The organism is Paenibacillus faecalis (assembly GCF_900289175.1).
In the GTDB taxonomy this organism is placed as follows: Bacteria; Bacillota; Bacilli; order Paenibacillales; family Paenibacillaceae; genus Paenibacillus_AQ; species Paenibacillus_AQ faecalis.
Genome location: NZ_LT985747.1, coordinates 3,621,738 through 3,644,630, shown reverse-complemented (window position 1 = coordinate 3,644,630; position 22,893 = coordinate 3,621,738). Strand labels below are relative to the sequence as shown.

The 22,893-nt window shown below is 41.3% G+C and carries 20 protein-coding genes; 17 read left to right on the top strand and 3 right to left on the bottom strand.

What is annotated here, in order from left to right; all coding sequences use genetic code 11:
• Positions 1-142: 142 nt before the first annotated feature.
• The 3 genes from C8268_RS17155 to C8268_RS17145 all read left to right on the top strand — a co-directional run bounded on the left by C8268_RS17155 (position 143) and on the right by C8268_RS17145 (position 3,294).
• The gene (locus C8268_RS17155) at positions 143-1,453 is read left to right on the top strand and encodes an ABC transporter substrate-binding protein (RefSeq protein ID WP_106768796.1); all 1,311 of its coding nucleotides are present in this window, start codon (positions 143-145) and stop codon (positions 1,451-1,453) included.
• Between the two features lie 77 nt (positions 1,454-1,530).
• On the top strand, positions 1,531-2,445 hold the full coding sequence (locus C8268_RS17150) for a carbohydrate ABC transporter permease (protein WP_106768795.1): 915 nt from the start codon (positions 1,531-1,533) through the stop codon (positions 2,443-2,445).
• Positions 2,446-2,457: 12 nt separating this feature from the next.
• Positions 2,458-3,294: a carbohydrate ABC transporter permease gene (locus C8268_RS17145; protein ID WP_106768794.1), complete on the top strand. Its 837-nt coding sequence runs from the start codon at positions 2,458-2,460 to the stop codon at positions 3,292-3,294.
• A gap of 81 nt (positions 3,295-3,375) precedes the next feature.
• Here C8268_RS17145 and C8268_RS17140 read toward each other — a convergent pair whose 3' ends face one another.
• Together C8268_RS17140 and C8268_RS17135 are read right to left on the bottom strand one after the other, a co-directional pair.
• A complete protein-coding gene (locus C8268_RS17140; RefSeq protein WP_106768793.1) occupies positions 3,376-4,425 on the bottom strand; it encodes a site-2 protease family protein in 1,050 nt (349 codons plus the stop codon).
• A 62-nt stretch (positions 4,426-4,487) separates the two neighbouring features.
• A complete protein-coding gene (locus C8268_RS17135) occupies positions 4,488-5,579 on the bottom strand; it encodes an NAD(P)H-dependent flavin oxidoreductase (protein ID WP_106768792.1) in 1,092 nt (363 codons plus the stop codon).
• Positions 5,580-5,858: 279 nt separating this feature from the next.
• Here C8268_RS17135 and C8268_RS17130 point away from each other — a divergent pair, with 279 nt between their 5' ends.
• From C8268_RS17130 to C8268_RS17065, 14 genes are all read left to right on the top strand, one after another.
• Positions 5,859-6,710, top strand: coding sequence for a macro domain-containing protein (locus tag C8268_RS17130; RefSeq protein WP_106770004.1), 852 nt, complete (start codon positions 5,859-5,861; stop codon positions 6,708-6,710).
• A gap of 120 nt (positions 6,711-6,830) precedes the next feature.
• Positions 6,831-7,361: a GNAT family N-acetyltransferase gene (locus C8268_RS17125; RefSeq protein ID WP_106768791.1), complete on the top strand. Its 531-nt coding sequence runs from the start codon at positions 6,831-6,833 to the stop codon at positions 7,359-7,361.
• A 489-nt stretch (positions 7,362-7,850) separates the two neighbouring features.
• Positions 7,851-8,405, top strand: coding sequence for a hypothetical protein (locus C8268_RS17120; protein WP_106768790.1), 555 nt, complete (start codon positions 7,851-7,853; stop codon positions 8,403-8,405).
• A gap of 1 nt (position 8,406) precedes the next feature.
• Positions 8,407-9,015, top strand: coding sequence for a hypothetical protein (locus tag C8268_RS17115; protein ID WP_106768789.1), 609 nt, complete (start codon positions 8,407-8,409; stop codon positions 9,013-9,015).
• 288 nt (positions 9,016-9,303) lie between these two features.
• A complete protein-coding gene (locus C8268_RS17110; protein WP_106768788.1) occupies positions 9,304-9,735 on the top strand; it encodes a MarR family winged helix-turn-helix transcriptional regulator in 432 nt (143 codons plus the stop codon).
• Between the two features lie 132 nt (positions 9,736-9,867).
• Positions 9,868-10,221, top strand: coding sequence for a carboxymuconolactone decarboxylase family protein (locus C8268_RS17105; RefSeq protein WP_106768787.1), 354 nt, complete (start codon positions 9,868-9,870; stop codon positions 10,219-10,221).
• A gap of 278 nt (positions 10,222-10,499) precedes the next feature.
• Positions 10,500-12,200, top strand: a complete 1,701-nt coding sequence (lpdA, locus tag C8268_RS17100; RefSeq protein WP_106768786.1) for a dihydrolipoyl dehydrogenase — start codon at positions 10,500-10,502, stop codon at positions 12,198-12,200.
• On the top strand, positions 12,193-13,110 hold the full coding sequence (locus C8268_RS17095; RefSeq protein ID WP_106768785.1) for a lipoate--protein ligase: 918 nt from the start codon (positions 12,193-12,195) through the stop codon (positions 13,108-13,110). Before lpdA ends, C8268_RS17095 begins: the two co-directional genes overlap by 8 nt.
• Before the next feature lie 141 nt (positions 13,111-13,251).
• Positions 13,252-13,773: a DUF4241 domain-containing protein gene (locus tag C8268_RS17090; protein WP_106768784.1), complete on the top strand. Its 522-nt coding sequence runs from the start codon at positions 13,252-13,254 to the stop codon at positions 13,771-13,773.
• A 20-nt stretch (positions 13,774-13,793) separates the two neighbouring features.
• Positions 13,794-15,020 carry an RtcB family protein gene (locus C8268_RS17085; protein ID WP_106768783.1) on the top strand — a complete coding sequence of 409 codons (1,227 nt, stop codon included), beginning with the start codon at positions 13,794-13,796 and terminating at the stop codon, positions 15,018-15,020.
• 410 nt (positions 15,021-15,430) lie between these two features.
• Positions 15,431-17,530, top strand: a complete 2,100-nt coding sequence (locus C8268_RS17080; RefSeq protein WP_106768782.1) for a methyl-accepting chemotaxis protein — start codon at positions 15,431-15,433, stop codon at positions 17,528-17,530.
• A gap of 342 nt (positions 17,531-17,872) precedes the next feature.
• Positions 17,873-19,117 (top strand): chloride channel protein, encoded by a 1,245-nt coding sequence (locus tag C8268_RS17075; protein WP_106768781.1) that lies wholly within the window; start codon positions 17,873-17,875, stop codon positions 19,115-19,117.
• A 212-nt stretch (positions 19,118-19,329) separates the two neighbouring features.
• A complete protein-coding gene (gene truA / locus C8268_RS17070) occupies positions 19,330-20,067 on the top strand; it encodes a tRNA pseudouridine(38-40) synthase TruA (protein ID WP_106768780.1) in 738 nt (245 codons plus the stop codon).
• Positions 20,068-20,090: 23 nt separating this feature from the next.
• Positions 20,091-20,966, top strand: coding sequence for a radical SAM/SPASM domain-containing protein (locus tag C8268_RS17065; protein WP_106770003.1), 876 nt, complete (start codon positions 20,091-20,093; stop codon positions 20,964-20,966).
• A 191-nt stretch (positions 20,967-21,157) separates the two neighbouring features.
• On the opposite strand, the gene C8268_RS17060 is transcribed toward C8268_RS17065, so the two are convergent.
• Complete coding sequence (locus C8268_RS17060; protein WP_106768779.1) at positions 21,158-22,687, bottom strand: flavocytochrome c; 1,530 nt, start codon at positions 22,685-22,687, stop codon at positions 21,158-21,160.
• Positions 22,688-22,893 lie beyond the last annotated feature (206 nt).

Here is a 22,893-nt window from a genome sequence, read left to right as displayed (position 1 = left end):
ACCATAGATGATATGCCGTATTGATGTAAATGTTATATCAAGAAGGCGGTTATTTTTATAATAAATCTGAAAGCGCTTTCCATTACATAACGTCAAGGCAGCTCATCTATAACCATTATTTGAAGAAAGCGGAGTGAGAACAATGAAAAAATTAAAAAAAGGGGCATTGTTTGTAGCTATTCTAACGCTTGTGATTTCAACAGTTCTATCAGGTTGCAGCTCTAATGACGAGGCGACTGGTAAAGACGGAAATGGTTCGATAGACGGAAAAACAACTGTAACTTTCTGGCATCCAATGACAGACCTGACAGGAGAAGCAGTTGATGCAGTAATCAAAGCATTCGAAGAGAAAAACCCAGATATCAAAATCGATTCTATCTTTATCGCTCAGCAAGGAGAGGGCAAGAATGAGAAACTGCTCGCTGCAATTGCAGGCAACAACGCACCGGATGTAGCCTATTTTGATCGTTTCGAGGTTGCTTCTTGGGCAGCACAAGGTTCTCTGACCGATTTAACGGAATTTGCTAACAAGGATAACGTTACTTCCGACGGTTTTTATCCTTTTGCTTGGAACGAAGCGAATTACGAAGGCAAGTTATATGCGATGCCTACCACTACGGACGCTAGACTGGTTTTCTTCAACAAAGATCATTTTACTGAAGTAGGTCTAGATACGGAAAACCCACCGAAAACAATTCAGGAACTGGAAGATGCAGCTGCAAAGCTTACCAAGAAAAATGGAAAGCGTTTTGAACGCATCGGATTTATTCCTTGGTACGATCAGGGCTGGTTTTACGGATGGGGCTGGTCTTTTGGTGGAGAATTCACAGATGCAGACGGCAACGTCACTGCGAACCATCCGAAGAACGTGGAAGCTTTAACATGGCTTGCAGATTTTGCGCAGAAGTACAATATTGAAGACATTGCCTCATTCACTGACTCTCAAGGCTCAACTACAATGGACCCGTTCATATCCGGCCAATTGAGTATGATCGTTTCCGGACCATTTAAAGCCGCACAAATTAATAAGTTTAATCCGGATTTAAATTATGGGGTATTCCCAATGCCAACCCCGGATGGACAGAACCATACAACTTGGTCTGGCGGTTGGGCAACTGTTATGCCGAAAGGTGCTAAAAACCAGGAAGCTGCTTGGGAGTTCATGAAATTCTTCTCAGGTGAGGAAGGTCAAGAGATCTTCAGTAAAATTTCCGGTGACTTCTCCATTAACGATAAAGTAAACGAGCAGTTAGGTTATAAAGATGATCCCATTTTTAAAGAATTCATAAATTTATTACCAGTTTCGCATGAACGTCCGGTTATGACTCAAGGATCTCTATATTGGAACGAGCTAGCTACCGCTGTTGACATGGCAACCCGGGGCAAATCGACGCCACAAGAGCTGCTGGATAACGTAACGAAAAAAGTTTCCGATGCATTAAAAAATAAATAATCGTACATGATGTGACGAGGGAGGGGATACTCGTCCCTTCCCTTTCTTGTTCTCTTGATTAGGAGGAGGTTTAATCCATGCCGCGTGCTAAGGTAAAGACATCAAAAAGAAGTAAGATCGGAAATGAAGGCTTATACGGTTGGCTGTTTGCGTCGCCTTGGATCATCGGATTGTTAACATTTTTTATGTTCCCGCTGTTGTCTTCGTTCTATTACAGTTTAACGACCTATAGCATTCTCCAGCCAGGAGAATTTATCGGTTTGCAAAATTATAAAGATTTATTTGTAGATCCTGTCTTCTGGAAATCTATTTATAATACGGTTTACTTTGTCGTATTTTTTGTACCTTTAAGCATTATTTTAGGTGTAGCCCTTGCTATGTTGTTGAATATAAGAGTAAAAGGAATGTCCGTGTATCGGACCATCTTCTTTTTGCCAACTTTAGTTCCAAGCGTTGCTTTAGCTGTTTTGTGGATGTGGCTGCTTAATCCAGGCTTCGGGTTAGTCAATGGTATTCTTGGCTATTTCGGTATCACAGGACCTGCTTGGTTGGGTAGCGAAACATGGTCGAAGCCGTCATTAATTCTTATGTCCTTATGGGGGATTGGTCAAGCCGTAATCATTTATTTAGCTGGACTTAATGATATATCTGTTGATTATTATGAAGCTGCGGATATTGACGGCGCAAACTGGTTCCAGAAGGCACGAAGCGTTACGCTTCCGCTACTTACTCCCGTTATTTTCTATAATTTAGTTATGGGCATAATCGGAGCATTTCAGCAGTTCACCCTCCCGTATACATTGACTGCAGGAAAAGGAACCCCTGCCGATTCAATGAAATTCTATGTCATGTATTTATATGATAACGGTTTCAAGTTTTTTAAGATGGGTTACGGTTCCGCTATGGCCTGGATCTTGTTTATTATCGTCATATGCTTGACAGCAGTTATCTTTATAACGTCGAAAAAATGGGTTCATTATCAGGGGGAGTAGAGGAGGGCAACTATGACTGCGAAGAGCACGAAAACATTAAAAAAAGTGATTGCGCACATTTGTTTAATCATCGCTTCCGTTTTCTTTTTAGCACCCTTTATATGGATGGTTTCCACGTCGCTAAAGCCTCTCACACAAATTTTCACATTTCCACCTGAATGGATTCCACGTCCGTTCGTTTGGAAAAACTATATTGACGCGATGAACTACATCCCATTTTTTACTTATCTGAAAAATACTGCAATCATTACGGGTGTAAGCACATTAGGTGTCGTAATCACCTGTCCGATCGTTGCTTACAGCTTCGCCAAGCTGAGATGGAAAGGAAGAAACACTTTATTTTTCATCACGATTTCTGTCATGATGATTCCAGGGCAAGTTACGATGATTCCTCTGTTTCTGCTTTTTAACAAATTGAATTGGATCGGTACTCCGCTTCCGCTTATTATACCTGCGTTTTTCGGAATACCATTTTATATATTCTTGCTTCGCCAGTTTTTCATGGGCCTACCTAACGAATTGAAGGATGCTGCAAGAATTGATGGGGCAAGCGAGTTCAGAACGTATTGGCAGATCATGCTTCCACTAGCTAAATCAGCAGTCCTTGCCGTAGGCCTGTTCCAGTTCATGGCCAGCTGGACGGATTTCATGGGTCCGTTGTTGTATTTAACGAATCCTGACTCCTATACGCTATCTCTTGGACTTCAGCAGTTCCAAAGCCAGAAAGGAACTCAGTGGGGTCTGATGATGGCGGTATCGACTATGATGACCGCACCCATTATCGTCTTGTTCTTCTTCCTGCAAAAAACATTTATTCAGGGGATTACCTTCAGTGGAATTAAGGGGTGATTCAATTAGGATAACTGGTTTTATAACATGTAATAAGCCCTGTGATGAATCACGGGGCTTGTTTTCTTATCAGTCTTGCTGTTACAAACAATTTTTCACAATGTTTCTCTCGATGCTGGAAACATAATTATCCCATACGACATTTTCCAGAAACTCTTTTCCTTTTTGCTCAAGGTTCGAATCCCTCTTTCTGCTCATTGTGATAATGTCGTTTCGCTTCTGTCCAATGATATCTGTAGAATCGTCATAAGATTGGATGACAGGGGGTTCTTTCCCCTGTAAAAGCTCGGCGGTTACATATAGCTGTATCAAATCTGGCTTAAGTGGAAAATGGCTTGGAAGAAGTGCAGCCTGCGTTAATAATTGTGATGTCTTTTGATACTGTTTGGTATCGATATAGTAGTAAGCGATATATCTTCGGATCTTTATTTCCAAATGCAGTGCGGTTCCTTTTAACATTTGGAGATCTTGGTGCAAGTGTTTAAGAGCTACAGGTAGAAAAGAAGTTTGAAACGTTGCTTTCGCAGAGTTTATTGCGTCTGCCAGCATAACATAATCCAGTTTTTTTGTAAGTATATACTTTTGAAATAATGATTGGTGATAGATACGCAAGTAAATAATATATCCATCACTTTCACTTCTCAGAAAGTTGATTGGTATTATCGAAAATACATATAACATAAGAGACGCCAGAACCATATTAGCAAATATCGTCTGTATGTTTTCTTGTGGAGTAACCTGAATCAGTGCAATCACTATAATCGAAAAAAACAGATTTGCTAACGGTCCGCCTAATGAAAGACGTATAAATTTTTTATCCAGATCGCTGATGATCTGCCGACTCATGGAGATGTCTGATTTTCCAAGGAGCTCTTCCACCGTTTTAGGGAAGGAAAAGGATTTTTGTATAAAGTCATACTGAAAAAATCCGAAAGATACCTTATTCAACGTCCAACCATCGATTTTTGCGACAATGATATGGCCAAGTTCATGTATAATCATAGCTAAATAATAACTGAGCGGGAAGAAAACAATATGTAAGAATAAATCATTGGTATGTTGAACGACAATAGCTCCTATACTTACCATACAAAATAGATGAAAGACGGGATAGAGCACTTTGCTTATCAATCGGCACTCACTTCCTTTACTTTATGAATGGAGTGGCTTGCCGCTCTGTCCATAATTTCAACTTATTCGTCATCCACTATTCCAGCAATAGCAAGCCTTTGGATTAGATCGTTCGCATGAGCGATCGTTTCTTGTACGATTGCAGCAGCAGAGTGGTCGTTGACTAATCGAAGACCCTGACCCGCCCAGAGTGACATATATTCAGGATTATTTGCTTTAGCAGCTGCCTGGCGAATGTCTCGCGTCATTGCGTTTTGAATGGGGTAGGCAGGAATTTTTCCGGTATAACATTGCATGTCTGTCATAAATGTGGTTAGAACCCCGCGGGCCGCTTTGCCCGAATATGCTTGTGTAATGTCGGTGGAATCCTCATGGGCTGTAAGGAGCTTTTGCTTATATGCCTCATGGGCGCCGCTTTCAGGACTTGCCAGAAACGCAGTTCCCATCTGTACGGCAGAGGCTCCTAATGCGACACTTGCTATAAGACCCCGTCCATCCATGATCCCCCCCGCTGCGATGACCGGAATCGACACATGATCAACAATTTGCGGAACAAGAGCCATCGTGCCTACCAAGGATTGGGGAATGTCCTTTAAGAATGTTCCTCTATGTCCTCCTGCTTCACTTCCCTGAGCGACAATAGCTTCTACGCCAGCAGCTTCCAATCGTATGGCTTCATCAACCGTTGTTGCAGTCCCGATGACGAATGTTCCCCGTTTCTTCATGGCTTGGATCACGTCTTGCGAAGGTATGCCCATAGTGAAACTAAACACAGGCACACGTTCTTCCAGCAGTACTTGCACCTGCTCCTCAAATGACTCTGAAGACTTTTGAATCATTGGGCTTTGTGGAATACCAAGCTTTTGACGATAAAAATTGAGGTGATTTGTCATTTGGGCGATCGTTTCGTCCGACTCTGTTGGCTGCTCAGGTACAAATAAATTGACTCCGTAAGGCTGGTCCGTTTGTTGTCTGATTTCCTGGATTGCTGTACGGATTTGTTGTGCCGTCAAGTATCCGGCCCCGAGATTGCCCAGGCCTCCGGCGTTTGAGACAGCTGCAATTAAGTCGGGAGTGGTAGGCCCACCTGCCATCGGAGCTTGAAATATCGGGTATCGGATGTTGAGAACACGTGTTAATTCAGATTCAAACATGTTTAAAACCTCCTTTTTATTTAATATGATATGGAATTGATGATCTTTGTGGAATTAATCATTATCGTAGTAGAGGACGATCCCCCTCAATTCTACTATATTAAAATCTAGAAAGTGTACCATTGTTTGCTAAAGAATTAGATTCTACCCGAGAATTATATCGAGTCACGGCTTGAATTAGATAATCTATGCTTTAAAATATGAAAGAGGCGCTTAGAATTTCCAGGTATTTTTTTCTAAATGAAAAAAATGAAATATAAACTAATATTGGAGAATGCCATGGGGAAATTAAAGGAAATTATTAAAGATAAAGATTTTTGGATTAGTTCTTGGGTTATTCCTGGTGCATTATTCGGAATTGCTACAACGTTACTTACTTTTATTGAGTTTGATCATAGTTTCGATAAAATCAATATTTTAATTGGATTAGTAGTATTAAGTTTTATCTTTATTCTGTGTAAATTAATTAAAAATCTTTGTTTAAAGAACATAATATTAAATATCGATGGTTCCGAAATTGAAATAAAAAAGGGAGATATTTTCACATTTCCTAGTGATGTTTATAAAGTAATCGCCTTTAATGAATATTTCGATACGGCAGTAGATGATCAAATAATATCTAGGGCGTCTTTAAACGGACAGTATTTAAACAAATTTTATTCAGATACAACAGATTTAGATAAAAGAATTATTCAAGATTCACGTTTGCAGCTTAGAATTGTTGAAAAAAACGTAAAACGTCCTTTGGGTGGAAAAAAAACTCGTTATCGTTTAGGAGCTGTGTTTAAAGATTCGGATTTTTTTCTAGTAGCATTTTCGAAATTTGATGATGAGAATAAAGCTAATTTAAAGCTACATGAATATGCAAATTGTTTAATAAATTTTTGGAATGAGGTAAATGGTCTCTATGCTCAACAAGAAGTCGTTGTTCCATTGCTAGGTTCTGGTATAACAAGACATAAAGATTTTAATGCAACTCCTCATCAATTACTAGAAGTAATGCTTTGGACTTTTAAAATTAGTAAGGTTAAGTTTAGAGAGCCTTCAAAAGTTACTATTCTTCTTCATGAAAAACATCATAAAGAAATAAATTTTTATAAATTAAAGGAGTTTGAAAAAAATAACATATAGAAATGGTAATTATACAGCATTTTATTTTAACATAATTACCGGGGAAATAAGATGTTTGGGTAACAAACGGTGATCGTATCCCGCAATTGGATCAATGGAAATTAAATGGAGGTAAAGATATTGAGGACAGAGTTATACACAGAACGATTACATTTGAGAAAAATGAAGGTATCGGATTCGTCTAGTTTGTTTAAAATTTGGTCTGATCCAGATGTTACGAGATTTATGGATGTGGAATGTTTTACTGATGAAGATCAGGCAATTGAAATGATTCAGCTCCTTGATGGACTGGCTCAAGATAACAAAGCGATTCGTTTTTCTATCATTGAAATTGAATCAAATGAAATCATAGGTTCCTGTGGTTACAATTCCTTGGATTTTGAAAATGCAAAAGCAGAGATCGGGTATGACATTGCTAAAGCAAGTTGGGGAAGAGGGTATGCTTCAGAAGCGATCTCTTCTTTGTTAGATTATGCATTTTCATCTTTAAACCTGAATCGAATCGAAGCCAAGGTAGAACCCGAAAACATAAATTCAATAAAGGTTTTACAAAAGTTAAACTTTACTTTTGAGGGAACACTAAGACAGTATGAAAGAATAAACGGAAAGTTTACCGACTTCAATATGTATTCCAAATTAAAAACAGATTGATTTGTAGTCGGCTCTTCTATTGCAGTAGGAGAGTTTTTTCTTTAGGTCATTTTTTGCAGAATTAAAGAAGGATGTAGAGCGTGTAAAGGCTGTTTAGACCTAAAAATCATTAGAATTATTTTCTAAATGTTTAATACGTTCTTCTAGCAGATTAATCCGTTTGTTCATTCTGTAGAAAGTTGGGGCTACTCCAATAATAACTAAGATGATAACTAAGGCATACATCAAAATACCTCCCTGTAGAGTCTATCTTTATCTTCTAGAATACAATAAAGAAGAGTTTATACAACTGTTTACAAAAAAAATATAAAAAAATGATAATTAACATATAAAATATCAAAATTCAATAATTGTAGTCGCTTTCATTATGTATTATGATAAATATAACCAAATTAGGGAATAGGAGGTTAGGTGTGAGCTTGATTCCTCAAAAGCTATGACTTCACTTCCAAGCAATCTGAATATAACAAAAATAAAGGGAGATAAATGATGAAAAAAATTGTTGGGTTATTGCTTATTATGTTGTTAATCATGCCAATCAATGCTTTTGCTGCTGAAGTTAATGGTAGTGAGAAAACACCAAATGTGGAAGTCTCAAAAGACTTCGCATCACTTAAAAATAATAACTTGGTTGAAGGTAAATATGTTTGTGTGGATGATACTGATGATAACTTAACGGTCCAATCGGTTGATGGTCAGTACGAGCCACTTTCAACTTGTTCAGGAAGTGGAGGGTATGCACGTCTAAATGAAAAATTTGGTCCAGGTGGTGCAGTTAGTTGGGAGATTAATCCTCGATTTTCCACAGTACACACTTTCACAGGTTCTATAATGGTACATAAATATGTTGGCAGAATCCCCGTACTACAAAAATCTATACCTGTAAGTTGCGTGGGTGCAGTTGGTAGGGCGTGTGGAGATGATTATGTACCATTAGATTTAGGAAAAGGCTCTTACAGTATTAGCTTAGTTGGAACGGCGAGAGACGCTTCTCAAATCTTAAGCTGGATAGTACCGCCATGCGAGATAGGATTACAAATCTAATATGACACTTTCACGAGATCATAAGCAGTTGCGCATTAGTAACGTCTTTCCGATGGATTTAAATTTTCTGTTATTTATTGAAAATATATACAAATCCTATTATGGAGAAAAGCAGGTCTTTCCGGGTAGACACTTAATCTCAAATGGTGAAGAATTACTTGAAGCTGAGCGCTTTAATGAGATCCTTGTTACATGTTGGGAGGAAAATGTAAGAGAATTGGAACAGCAACAATACATGGTCAAGCCTTTTAATCCGATTCTTTTTAGAGATCATTATACGAACTTGTTTAGAAAAGATTCAGAACTGCATACATCTGAGAGAGTATGGAATACTTTTTCTTTGTGGTGGTGGTCTGAATACGGTATTAAAACCTATATGGAGAGATATACTGATCTTTTTATGCCTGAAATTGTTGAGCAGATATGGAAGGGACTTTACGATAAGAATATTGAAATTGATGACGGTAGTTCTCTTTATATCATCTTATTGTTTAAGCAGCCTGATATAGTATTGCAAAAGAATACGAACAAACTCTTTTTCTCAAGTATCAATAACTTTGTGTGTAAAAAGGAGAAGATTGTAAACGAAATTGTGGATTTATTTGTTTAGTTTTCCACAAACTAGTGTGGCAGGAGCAAGATGCGAGGGATCCAGCGTGTTCGTGTTGCATTTTGAGCATAGAATTTTATTCTGTGCTCTTTTTTTGTATTCTTTCAGGGGATCTGTATAGTTTATCTTTTAGAGTAACAATAATAAATAAAATACACAACGATATACATGAATGAGTAAAAATAAACTAATATAAAGGTGATTGGAAAATATATACGGTAACTTCCCCTTTGCGCCTCATATGGTATAATTCATTTCTAAAAGTCAAAATAGTAAAAGGAGAATTCTATGTTTGATCTCAACGATTGCATCTGTTTCATTACGAATGCAGCTTCTAAAAAAATAAGTGATGAGTTTAACAATAGATTAGAGGACAGTGGGACGACCCGAGTGCAGTGGATGGCCCTTTATTTCATCGGCGAAAAAGATGGAATTATCCAAAAGGAATTATCGCAAAAAATGAATGTGCAGGAGTCTTCAATCGCAAGGCTCATGGACCGTATGGAGAAAGAAAATTTATGTCTAAGAATCAGGGACGATAAAGACAGAAGGATTACCAGAATTCAATTAACACCGTTAGGTAAAGCGGTAAGAGAAGAATGGCTCCCTCTTGGTCAAGCTTTTCATGATGAAGCAACTCAAGATATAACACAGGAGGAATTGTCTGTTTTTAAAAAGGTACTTGATAAAATGGTTCACAATCTATCGAAAGGAAACTAAAGGATTTGACATTTTTCAAGTGGAATGATACTTTATACACATATACTTTACATAGCAACCATTGCAGTGTAAAGTATATTTTTAACGTGGGATGTGAATTATTTCACAATTAATTCATGAGGAGAGACGAAAATGAAAAAAGATGTTAGACAAATGTTGAACGATTTTACAAACGGATTGGCTACTCTGTCTGAAACCAATAGTGAACATGTTAACGCGTTTATGAATTTGCTGGGAACCAACTATGCAGAAGGCGCTCTTGATACTAAAACAAAAGAACTGATCAGTGTTGCTGTGGCTGCTTACAACCGCTGCGAATACTGCATCGTGTTCCACGTTTACAAAGCGCTTGAAGCTGGTGCGACACGCGAGCAAATTATGGAAGCTGCAATGGTAGCGGTAGCGTTTGGCGGAGGCCCTAGCATGGCTTACTCGGTTACTCTGCTTAAAGATTCTATTGACGAATTCGAGAAAGACTTCAAATAAAAATTGTAAGAGTAGTTTGAATAAACACGGGAGGTCTGCTCTAATAAGCAGGCCTCTTGCATAGCAACATGTATAGATTGAACTAACTTCAACGGAGAAGGCGGAATTATTCTGGAGAAACGCCAGTGTTCGCATTTGTCCGCGGATTTCAACGGTTGTTTAAATACTTCAGAGAAATCTGAGGACAAGAGCAGCGATCGGAAGAATAATCCGAATTCGTAGTGGTGCACAGGCTAGTATCTTTAGTTCAACATAGATGATTAAGGGAGGCATCTCTTTTGGAGATTAAACTCGAACAGCTCACCGGGCATGAAAAAACATCAAAAATCGGAAAAGTTAATGTATCTGTTGGCGATCCAGTTGAGATCGGTCAACAACTATTGCAATTAGAAAGCAAAAAGGGAAACACCCCTTTTAAATCCAAATATGCTGGTAAAATCGATGAAATTTTAGTTTCCGAAGGTCAGGAAATTGCGCTGGGTCATGTGCTGTTTAAAATGACTACCGATCAGAAAGAAACTGCCACTGTCAAACCTAAATTGGATTATTTTGCAGGGCTTGTTCATGGGAAAAAGGAACAGGTAGAGGCCGATGTTGTGGTCATCGGTGCAGGGCCTGGAGGATATGTGGCTGCTATTTACGCTGCAAAACATGGTCTCAAGACGGTTATCGTGGAAAAAGAACAGCTTGGCGGAACTTGCCTCAATGTGGGCTGTATCCCGACGAAAGCTTTAATCCGATCTTCCGAAGTATTCCATAACTTTAAAAATGCAGAGGAATTCGGAATTTCCGCGGATTCTATTCAATTGGAAATGGCCAAGGTTATCGATCAAAAAGATAAAATCAAAGATACCCTTGTGTCGGGAATCGACTACCTGTTGGAGAAGAATGGGATTAGAGTGATCCGGGGGAGCGCCTCTTTTATAGACAGCAAGCAAGTGCTGGTCAAAAACAGAAAAGACGAATATACGATTCAAGCGACCCATACGATCGTTGCTACAGGTTCAAAAATTTCCAAAATCAATCTGCCGGGGATCGATCATGATTTTGTCTTGAACAGTACTTCGGCGCTGCAACAGAAGAAGAATTTCAAATCGATCACCATTATCGGCGGCGGTGTTATCGGGATGGAATTTGCCTTTATCTATTCCAACTTCGGGATTGAGGTCAACGTCATCGAATATTGTGACCGGCTTCTGACGATGGTTGATGAGGACGTTTCTGAAGAGATCAAGACCATAGCCGCCGAGCGTGGAATTCGCGTTCATACCGGAGCTAAAGTAACAAGAATCGAGAAAGATCAGAACGGCGATGCAGTGATCATTTTTGAAAAAGAGGGTACGGAAATGTTTATGACCAGCGAAAAAGTTCTGGTCGCCATTGGTAGAGAACCGAACCTCGAAGGTTTAGATATCGATAAAGCTGGTATTAAGCTCAATGAGAACGGAAAAGGAATTGCCGTTAATGAACATCTGCAAACTTCTGCAGATCACATCTATGCGATCGGCGATGTTACTAATCGAATCCAGCTGGCTCACGTTGCTTCCCATGAAGGTACAGCAGCGATCGATCATATTTTAGGAAAACCTTTAGCTATCAATTATGATATGGTGCCAAACGTTATCTTCACATCCCCTGAGATTGCCTCCGTTGGTCTGACTGAGCAACAAGCGCGGGGTCAGGAGATGTCCATGACGATCAGCAAATTCCCTTTCCAGGCCAACGGGAAAGCGTTGACGATGAGAGAAGAAAAAGGATTCGTCAAGTTAATCAAAAACAACGATACCGGTAAAATCGTCGGTGCTTCCATCATCGGTCCTGAAGCTTCCGCTCTGATCAGTACCTTGACGGTTATTATCAAAAACGGAATCACAGAGGAAGAAATTTTCCATACGATTTTTGCACATCCAACAACCGGTGAAACTATTCACGAAGCCGCATTCGGCCTAGGTATTGGAGCGCTTCATTTCCATGAATAAAATCGTCATTTCCCAAGAGAACGATCCGTACTTCAATCTGGCTCTGGAAGAAGAACTGTTACGAAACGCCCAGCCGGATGAAGTGACCCTATATTTGTGGCAAAATGAAAAAACGGTTGTGATCGGCAGAAATCAGAATCCGTATATCGAGTGTGATATTGAGCAGATCAAGCAAAATGGCGGCCACATTGCCAGACGAATTTCGGGCGGAGGAGCCGTCTATCACGATTTAGGCAATCTGAATTTCACTTTTGTATGTAAAAAGTCTCAAGAAGATTTGACCAAACAAATCGCGGTACTCCAAAAAGCTGTCGAACGTTTCGGACTGCAAGTGGAGCGGTCCGGCAGAAATGATCTGACCTGTGAAGGCAAAAAGTTTTCCGGCCATGCCTTTTACGAGGAAGACGGGAATGCATTTCATCATGGAACCATGATGGTCGATGTGGACTTGTCAATGCTTGCTAAAGTGCTGAAGCCATCCAAGCTCAAGCTGGAATCCAAAGGGATCACCTCGGTCAAAAGCCGGGTCGTTAATTTGAAGGAACTGAACGATGAAATCTCTATTTCCAGCCTTTCCGAAGCGTTGATCGACAGCTTTAAGGAAATCTACGGTGAAAACTCATCCTTGGTAAAATACAACCGGCAGGAGAAATCACCGGACCTTATGAAGAAATATATGGATGACAGGTGGATTTATGGGGAAAGTCCTGTATATAACGCCTCTATTGAGAAGAAGACTTCATCAGGCAACATCCAGGCTTTTTTCCAGGTTGAACATGGGCTTGTAAAAGAGTTGAAGATTTATTCCGATAGCATTTCTATTTTGGATTTTCGTGAAGTAGAGAACCGTTTTATCGGAATGAATTTTAATGAAGTTATTGAACAAGATTTACTCGTTCATGCTCTATAAGAGCTGTGACCGATCGTAGACGAAGAAATAGATCGCGACCATCTGGTGGCGGTCTATTTTTTTGGTAGTCGTTGCTTATACTTCCTCTATCACCCATGATAGAATAGACGTATATTGAAGCAGTGACTGGAGGTATCCTCATTGAATATTCAACTGGGCAAGTTTGAAGTAGAATCTGGACGGTTGGTTGTCGCTGACCCTTGTTATGAACTGAATACAAGCATCATCATGGGGGTGCTGGAAACGGTATTGAATGGAACATGGCTTGGGGAAGTGGAGAAGGTCGAGGTTCGGGACTGGGGCGAAGCCAACGCCAAGCTAACGGCCTGCCATCACTCTGTGGCTGAACGGGAGACATATCTGGAGTGGATCAAATGTCCTTTTATCGTTGGGGTGGACAGCGGTCAGGCCGGAATTTTTGACATTCAAAAATATAGAATACCGGATACGGATGCATCTCAGGAAAGTCCAAATTCCGATCCGCAGTGGTACGACACCTGCTGCGATATTACCGAGAGCGGGGAAGAAGCGGGTGTTCTGGACGGCGGCGTCGTATCCCGCAGCGGCATGGGCGACGGCACTTATGGGGTGTATAAGGCTGTCAATGCACAGGATCAGGTAATTGGCGTGAAGATTGTATTCATTAAAAGTGATGATTCTTAAAACAGGAGTGAAATAGTCATATGGCTTATCAAAATATAGATGGTGTGCGTGTCTGGGGTACTCCCGATGAGGGAGCGCTGGTTCAGGCGAGAATGTGCGCACAAACCGGCAATGTAGTCCAAACCTTGCTGATGGCGGATCACCATAAAGGGTACAGCCAGCCGATCGGCGGGGTTGTTGCTTATGATGGACAAATCTCTCCATCTGGCGTCGGCTATGATATTGCGTGCGGGAATAAGGCTGCACGAACCCGTTTGCTTGCGGAGGACATCAAGCCGAAATTGGCGAACATCATGGATGAAATTGCTCGAAAAATTTCGTTCGGGATGGGACGTGTCAATAATGAGAAGGTCGACCATGAACTTTTTGATGATCCCGACTGGGCTGTTTACAAGGAACTAGGCAAGCAGGAACATGATAAGCTCAAGACTTTGGCACAGAACCAGCTCGGAACGGTTGGCAGCGGCAACCATTTTGTAGACTTGTTTGAGGAAGTTGGAACAGGGCGTTTATGGATTGCGAATCATTTTGGCAGCAGAGGGTTTGGACATAAGACGGCGAGCGGCTTTATCAATCTGGTATCCGGAAGAGAATTTCTTGCCAGTGCCCCTGGTGAGAAGATGGATCAGCCGCCTTTACTGCTTGATTTGAATAGTGAGCTGGGGGATATGTACTATCGGGCGATGAAGCTCGCTGGACGCTACGCCTATGCCGGAAGGGATTATGTGATCAGGCAGGTGTTAGCGATACTGGGAGCGCAAGCCGATTTTGAAGTGCATAATCATCATAACTATGCCTGGAAAGAGATGCACAACGGCAAAGAAGTGGTTGTCGTCCGTAAAGGAGCTACTCCGTCTGCACCCGGTCAGATCGGTTTTATCGGCGGCAGCATGGGGGACATCTCCGTGATCGTCAAAGGGAAGGACAGTAAGGAGAACGAGGAAGCTTACTACAGTACGGTTCATGGAGCCGGGAGAATTATGAGCCGGACCCAAGCGGCAGGAAGAATGAACTGGAAAACCCGAACCCGAAGCGGCGGCAAAATCTCCACAGCGCAGATGATGGAGGCCGTTCGTGCTTTCGGTGTAGAACTGCGCGGCGCGGGAACGGATGAGAGTCCTTTTGTTTACCGGAAGCTTCAGGAAGTGCTTGATGCACATGCCGAAACGATCGAGGTCATGCATGTGCTGAAACCAATCGGCGTCTGCATGGCGGGTGCAAATGAGTTTGATCCGTATAAGGATTGAATTGGGTTTGCCTAAGTCCGACTTTGTAAGGCTGGAACGTATGGAAATATAGTAGGTTGTTTGGATTACAATCTGGTCATAAAAAGCTCCCTTTTTAGGGGCAGGCTATTTACGTTTCCTGTAGATGTCTGCCCTTATTCAAATTTATATCCTCTTCGAAGTTTTCAACTTAAGTCCCCTTTCTTTAACTCTCTCCCTGTCTCTATTTTCGTGCCTGTGAGCAAATAGGTTGCTAGTATGTGAAAAAGAGATCAATATATTATATGTCATCTGGAAATACGTGGTTGAAGTCAGTCGTTATTTTACGATGAATATGAAAAAAAAGGGGCGAGTTAAAGATAAGAATAAAAAGGCATCTCTTTGTACCCAGATTTATACATCAATGATGATGAGGAGCGAAAACAAAAAAGATGGCGTCACCAACAGGAATATTTCATAAGGTACGGAAATTTTCGAACTTGTCCTTACGTCTCAAATTACCTTTTTTAATAACCTGCTTTGTTGTACTTATATTAGTCGGTACGACAGGTGTAATGTATTATGTTGGCTCCGGTTTACTTCTTGATAAGAGCAAGGATGAAATCCAAGCCAATGCAGCTCGTATCAGTGAGCACTTACTCTCAACGCTTCAAATGGAAGTACAATTAAACCATTTACTGGCGACGAATAATACATATAGAGATCTGCTTCAGGAAAGAAAAGAAAGCAAGCTAACGGATAAACAGTTTTTATCTTCCGATAACGAAATCTATACTCGTGCCAACAAAGAGCTTATAGAGAGCTTTAATGGCTCACCAAGCAAGCAGTCTTTATCCGTACTTGATACGAAAGGGATTGTCGTGGCCAGCAGTGATTCGAAGCTGATTGGAACAGATCGGTCCGATCGTGAATATTTTTCGGAAGCCATTCAAGGGAAGTTATACATAAGTGATGCGACGTATACAAAGTCCGCCAAAGCTCTTACGATTATGATATCTGAGCCGATCAAAGATGATCATGGTCAAATATTAGGTGTGATGCGCAGCACCATCTCCATAAAGTCTTTTTTTACAAATATAGAGCATATCGAAATCAATGATAAAGGCGTTATTTATATCTTTAGTCATAATGGGATGATCGTGTTCCATTCCCGTGATCAAGCGAAACTCGGACAACAGGCAGAAGCACCTGAACTAGAACAGATTAAAGCTGAACAAGCAGCAGACACATTGCTGCATGATGAAATCGATCATGATGAGAAGTATATACGCTATTCCAAGATCCCGTTAGCCAATTGGACCGTCATTGTCGAAGACAGTTATGAAGATATCAAGCAACCGCTCAATCAGTTGTTTAAAAGTATTACGATCATTTCTATCATTGCCATTATCCTTGCTATCGGATGTGGTTTACTCGTTTCGAGAACGATTACGATACCGATTGTAAGGCTGACCCGTTCGTTCAATAAACTGTCTGAGGGGGATCTGACCGTAACTGCTGACGGAAAATATAAAAGCGAATTTAAGCAGTTGGCAGACGCCTTTAATATGATGGTGCAGCGCAATAAAGAGCTGATTGGAAATATGAATACATCCATAGATGTATTACATCAAAGTACGAACAATTTGGACGAATCTTCGAAACATGCGGCCAGGTCGATCCAGGAGACCTCTACGATGACGGTGGAAGTAGCCAAAGCGATTGAATCCCAGAGCGTGGATACGGAATTGATTGTTCAGAAATTCAATGCTTTAGGTGGAAATATTAAGTCGATCAACTATCAATCGCAGCTTGCTAAAGAAAAATCAGAAACGGTTGTTGATACGTTAGAAAATAATAATCAGATTATTCATGATTTGCTAAAGAATAATGATTTGAACGATCAAATGGTTGGAAAGATATCTTCCATTACGAAGGAGCTGGAGCAAAGCTCTAATCAAATTCACTTGATCACCGTTGCAATCGCCGATATTGCCGATCAGACGAATTTGCTTGCACTTAATGCCTCCATTGAGGCGGCTAGAGCAGGTGAGCATGGACGAGGCTTTGCTGTCGTCGCTGGTGAGATTCGCAAGCTTGCAGAGCAAAGTGCCGTTCAATCGGGTGAAATCGATGCGATTATTAGTCAAACCCTTGCTCATGTGGAGGAAAACAACAGCAGTGTCCAGGAAATACAAATGATCTCGAAGCGGCAAAATCAATACGTCAAACGAACACAAGAAGCATTCGAGACGATTTTGCAGCATGTGCTGGATGTGTCGGATCAGATTAAACAAATTGCTGCAGAAGTTGCAAATGTAGAGAATAATAAGGAAGAAGTGCTGGAAGCAGCACAAAACCTGTCTGCATCAGGAGAAGAAGTATCTGCCTCTTTTGAAGAGATTACGGCGACTGTACAGGATCAATCCGCTATGGTGCAGCAATTGGCCAGCATGGTGGAGACGATCGATGAACTATCGAAGCAGCTCGCCCAATCAGCAGAACAGTTCACAATGGATGAAGATGAATTGAAGCAGGAAATGATCGTATAGACCCGATGGCCTGCTGAGGTGTATAATTGAATAAATGTGATGAATAAACGGCGGTGCAAGATTCAGTTCTTGCACCGCTGTCTTACGTTCATTCTACATATTTGCAATTTTAAGTTTTTGCTTCAGGGTGCCGGGTGAAAGTACACGATGGACATGCTATGTGTCTTGGTTATGTAATAAATTTACCGTGGATATACTGGTATGAGCAAGTTTAATAAGCATATTATTTTTGCTATACTCACATGTATTCAAACATAAATAGTCTGTAACGATCCCTACTCTTGTGGCAGCGAATAACCCATCAGGAGCTGAATTCAGAAGGAAAGTGGAGGATACAAGAGGATGAAATTTTTAGGAATAGGCTATTTTTTTCTTTACAGCACCTTCATAGGAGGCGTTACAGGGTTTCTGACCTGGGCGTTTTTGGCTCTTCTTTCAATAACTACACACTTATTATGGATTGGTCTGCCGAGTGTGATTGACGTTAGAAACTGGACCATCATCCTGTGCTTAACTGGTGGAGTTCTGGTAGGTTTATGTCAAAAGTACTTTGGTAACTACCCGCGCAGAATGGATGAGGTATTAGGTGAGCTTAAGAAAACCAAAAGAATTGATTACAGTTCAGGATTCAAGAACGCAATTTCTGCTATTATTGTTCTTTCTTTTGGAGCCAGTCTTGGACCCGAGGCGGCTTTGGTCGGTATTATCGGCGGGCTTTCTACGTGGGCAGGAGATGCTATTAAATCGATAGTGAAGAAGAAACCTGTGTTAAGTGAACATGGAGATATCATTATTGAGTATAGTGTGGAGGCTTCAGTAGGTATGATCTTCAGGGCACCGTTATACGGGGCTTTTACGCTTTTTGAAGATCGAGGGGACCCAAGGCGCAGAAAACTAATCAAGACGCTCGTGTATACAATAACTACCGCAGCAGGTTTTTCGGTGTTCTTTCTGTTATCCCAAATAGATAACAGAAGCTTTTCGCTGGCGGATTTTGGTCCGGCAATGATAGGGTTGAATGAAATGATTGCTATCATCCCGCTTATTCTTGTAGGCATATTGTTTGCTAAGCTCTATGGGTATTTCGGATATCTCCTTCCTAAAATGCTCAAACCGCTTGAGAATTATAAAGTGATTAAGGCAATGATCGGTGGAGTAGTATTAGGGCTCATCGGTACGGTTCTTCCGATCATTTTATTTTCGGGAGAGCATGAGCTAACCGAATTAGCTTCAACATGGATGGACATGTCCTTTTATTTGTTGCTCGGAATGGGTATTGTAAAACTTTTCTTGACTGAATTTTGTTTAGCATCAGGCTGGCGTGGCGGACATATATTTCCACTTATTTTCGCAGGGGTAAGTATAGGGTATGCTGTGGCGTTATTGTTCCCGGTCGATCCGGTAACATCGGTTGCAGTGGTTACTACGGCACTCACAAGCGCAGTCCTTCAAAAGCCAATTGCGGTGATATTGCTGTTTGTCTTAATCTTCCCGCTGAAGTTAATTATACTTATAATTGTCGCAGCCTATCTGCCTGTGTATATAAAAAAACTGAACCGAAAATCGACTCAAAAGAGAGCGCATTGAAATCATTGCTTGCTTGTGCCACCGCACCTACTTGGTGCGAAAAGAGGGGGGGAATCCCCCTCTTTTTTATACGTGGCTTATATTTCTCAAGAAGTACCGTCATCGCATAAAAAGAACGCCGAAGGTGTTTCCTCCTTGCTTGGCGTCTATATGTTTTCGTGGAATAATAGTGTAGAATACATAATTTGATTGTAAAGAAAAAGGAGTAAACAATGAATAATTATAAACTGACGATTCAGTATGACGGGGGACGCTATAAAGGCTGGCAGCGCCTGGGCAATCAGGAAAATACCGTTCAGGGGAAAATTGAAAAGGCCATATCTGCACTGGTCGGTCAATCCGTTGAAATAATCGGTTCCAGCAGAACGGATGCAGGAGTTCATGCTTTTGCCCAAATAGCCAATTTTAAAATCAATGAACAATTATCTGAAGCGAAAATTAAAAAGTTTTTGAATCATTATTTGCCTGAAGACATTAGTATTACAAATGTTACGATGGTGGACGAGCGCTTCCACGCCCGCTATCATGCGAAATCCAAAACCTATTTATATAAGATTTGGAATGAAGAGTACAGCCATCCTTTTATGAGAAAGTACAGTATGCATGTTGTGAAAAAGCTGGATATCGACCGAATGAAAAGAGCATGCGAATATTTTATCGGTGAACACGATTTCACAGCCTTCTCCAATGCCAAGTCCAAGAAAAAAGATACAATGCGTACGATCTATTCTTTGGACATAGAAGAGAGTGAAGGCTTTATTGAAATACGAGTATCCGGCAGCGGTTTTTTGTACAATATGGTTCGAAAAATGATCGGAACGTTAATCGAGATCGGATTGGGTGAGAAAGAACCGGAAGATGTACCGGCCATTCTTCTTTCCAAAGAACGGGGACAAACGGGTGGAATGGCGGAGGCATGCGGGCTTTACCTGGAGAAGATATATTTTTAAGAAAAAAGAATGGAGATATCATCTTGAAAACATTTAAAAAGGTCTATATAGAAGTTACAAGCATCTGCAATCTCGCCTGCAGCTTCTGCCCACCGACGGAGCGTAAGGCTAATTTCATCAAGGTGGATGATTTTGCGAGAAGATTGGATGAAATCAAACCGCATACGAAATATATTTATTTGCATGTTAAAGGCGAGCCGCTTCTTCATCCAAAGCTTGATCAGCTGCTGGATATTAGCCATGAGAAAGGTTTTAGGGTCAATATTACAACCAACGGAACGCTGATCGCTAAAAATCGGCATAAATTGCTCGGTAAGCCAGCGCTTAGACAGATGAACTTTTCACTTCACAGCTTTGACGGGCATTTAGGTTCAACAGACCGTGAAGGATATTTACAGGATATTCTCTCATTTGTCCGGGAAGCACAGGAGCATAAGGTTATTATTTCATTCCGTCTGTGGAATCTGACACAGGATAACGAAGAAAACTTTCGGAACCGTAGAAATCGGCAGACACTCGAAATTATAGAGAAGGAATTTGGCCTGGATTATAAAATTGAAGAGAGGGTGGAGTCAGGCGGTGGAGTGAAAGTCGCTGACCGCGTCTATATCAATCAGGATTATGAATTCCAGTGGCCGAGCCTGACTGCGCCTGAAGATGATGGCAAGGGATTTTGCCACGCTCTTCGTAATCAGGCGGCGATTCTTGTGGACGGAACCGTCGTACCGTGCTGTCTGGATGGTGAAGGCGTCATCGATCTGGGCAACATCCATCAGCAATCATTTTCTGAAATTATAGAGAGCGACCGGGCCAATAACCTGGTTGAGGGATTTTCCCGCAGGGAAGCTATCGAGGAGCTATGCAGAAGATGCGGGTATCGTCAGAGGTTCGGTGCGTAGAATATTTGAAAATGGGCGCCAGAATGGGGCGTTGTAATCATTCATATCGCTTCAGTCTTATGTCTATTCCAATAAAGAGCACACCAAATTTCTAGACAGTTGTCGATCTGGCAAAATAAAACAACCAACGCTTGGACTATGATAAGCCCAAGCGTTGGTTGATTATGGAGTGAAAAGAGCAAGCTGATATGTTATTGTGCTTTAACGAATTCAGCTGATTTCATCCCGGCTTGGCGACCGAAAATAATGATCTCTGCAACCGAGTTACCGCCGATCCGGTTTTGACCGTGCAAGCCGCCTGTCACTTCGCCTGCTGCAAACAAGCCCGGAATAGGTTCTCCGTCTTTATTCAACACTTCGGTGTTGGTGTTGATTTTCACACCGCCCATGGTGTAGTGGATCCCAGGGGCGATTTTGATTGCACAGTATGGTGCGCTGGACAAGTCGTTGTCCATCCCTGTGGTTCTGCCGAATTCGGCATCCTTTTTATTCTTAACCGCGCTGTTCCATGTATCCAGTGTAGTTTTGAGCTGATCTGCCGGAACATCCATTTCTTTGGCTAAAGCCTCAATAGAATCCGCTTGGATGACAAAGCCCATTTTTTCATATTGTTGAATCGCTTTAACGCGGGATTTTACGCCGGAATCAAATACAAGATAAGCCGATTTTTCAGGAAGCTTATTGATTGCAGCGGTGACATTGTCCCGAGTATCCAGCTCGTTTGTGAAACGTTTGCCGTCACTGGAAACGAGGATGGCCCCTTCTCCGCGAACAGCTTCCCCAATGAGATAGGATTTGTCTTGCTGCACTGTCGGGTGAACTTGAATTTGATCCATATCGACCGTTGTACCACCGAGTTTTTCAATCATCTTAATGCCGTCACCGGTGCTGCCTTCCTGGTTGGTTGTTACTAAGCCTTCTAGATCGGATCTAACTTCGGAAATCATGTCCATATTGGCGCCATAACCACCAGTTGTTACGACAACAGCATCCGCGGCAATCGTTTTCTCATCCGTCTGGTCAAAGACGACTTTGGCTCCGTTTACTTTACCGTCTTTTTCCGTAATCTCCGTCACATTTGCATTTACAAAAAGCGGAATATCTTGTTCTTGTATATTCTTCAGCAAACCGTTCACAAGGTATGGTCCTACCGCTGAGCCGTCTTCAGGACGGTGTGTGCGCTTTTCATTCATACCGCCTGTAATTGTAATATTGTTTAACCGAATTCCAATGGAATCCAGCCATTCGATGGCATCTGCAGAATTGTCAACGAAGAAACGAAGCATGTCTTTGTCGTTTGTACCATGACCGCCTTTTAATGTCTCTTCATAAAATGAATCATTGCTGTCTTTGATGCCTTGCTCCTTTTGGAACTTGGTTTCAGAAGCATTCATGCCCGAAGATGCTTTATTTGTGTTCCCGCCAGCAACCGGCATTTTTTCAAAAATAACCGGGTTCAACCCTTTAGCTTTTGCTTCAAGTGCAGCTGACATCCCGGCACCACCTGCACCGACAATGATAATATCATATTTTTCTTGTAGTTGATCGATTGATGTATAACCGGCTTGAGACGCTCCCGAAACGGCTTCTGTTTCTTTGGTCTCTTCTTTTTTGTCATTGCTTTGAGTCTGATTCTGATCCCCGTTCCCGTTACCGCATCCTGCGATCACGAGCATGAGAGAGAGAAGGAGAATAAGCGTTGATGTTGCTTTCTTGTTCATGTTAACCCTCCACATTTCTATGCTCTTTATTTTGATTAAACCTAAAGAACGAACAAAAAAAGAAGGCAGTAACGAAAGAAAATAAGAAGTAGAGCAGCGTCCCTGCAATATTGTGCTCCATACTTCAAAACTTTCATGTACCCTTTCTCCTGCCTGCTTCGCTTGCCTCTTTAGGCTATCCCATTGTAATACACCATCAAAATATT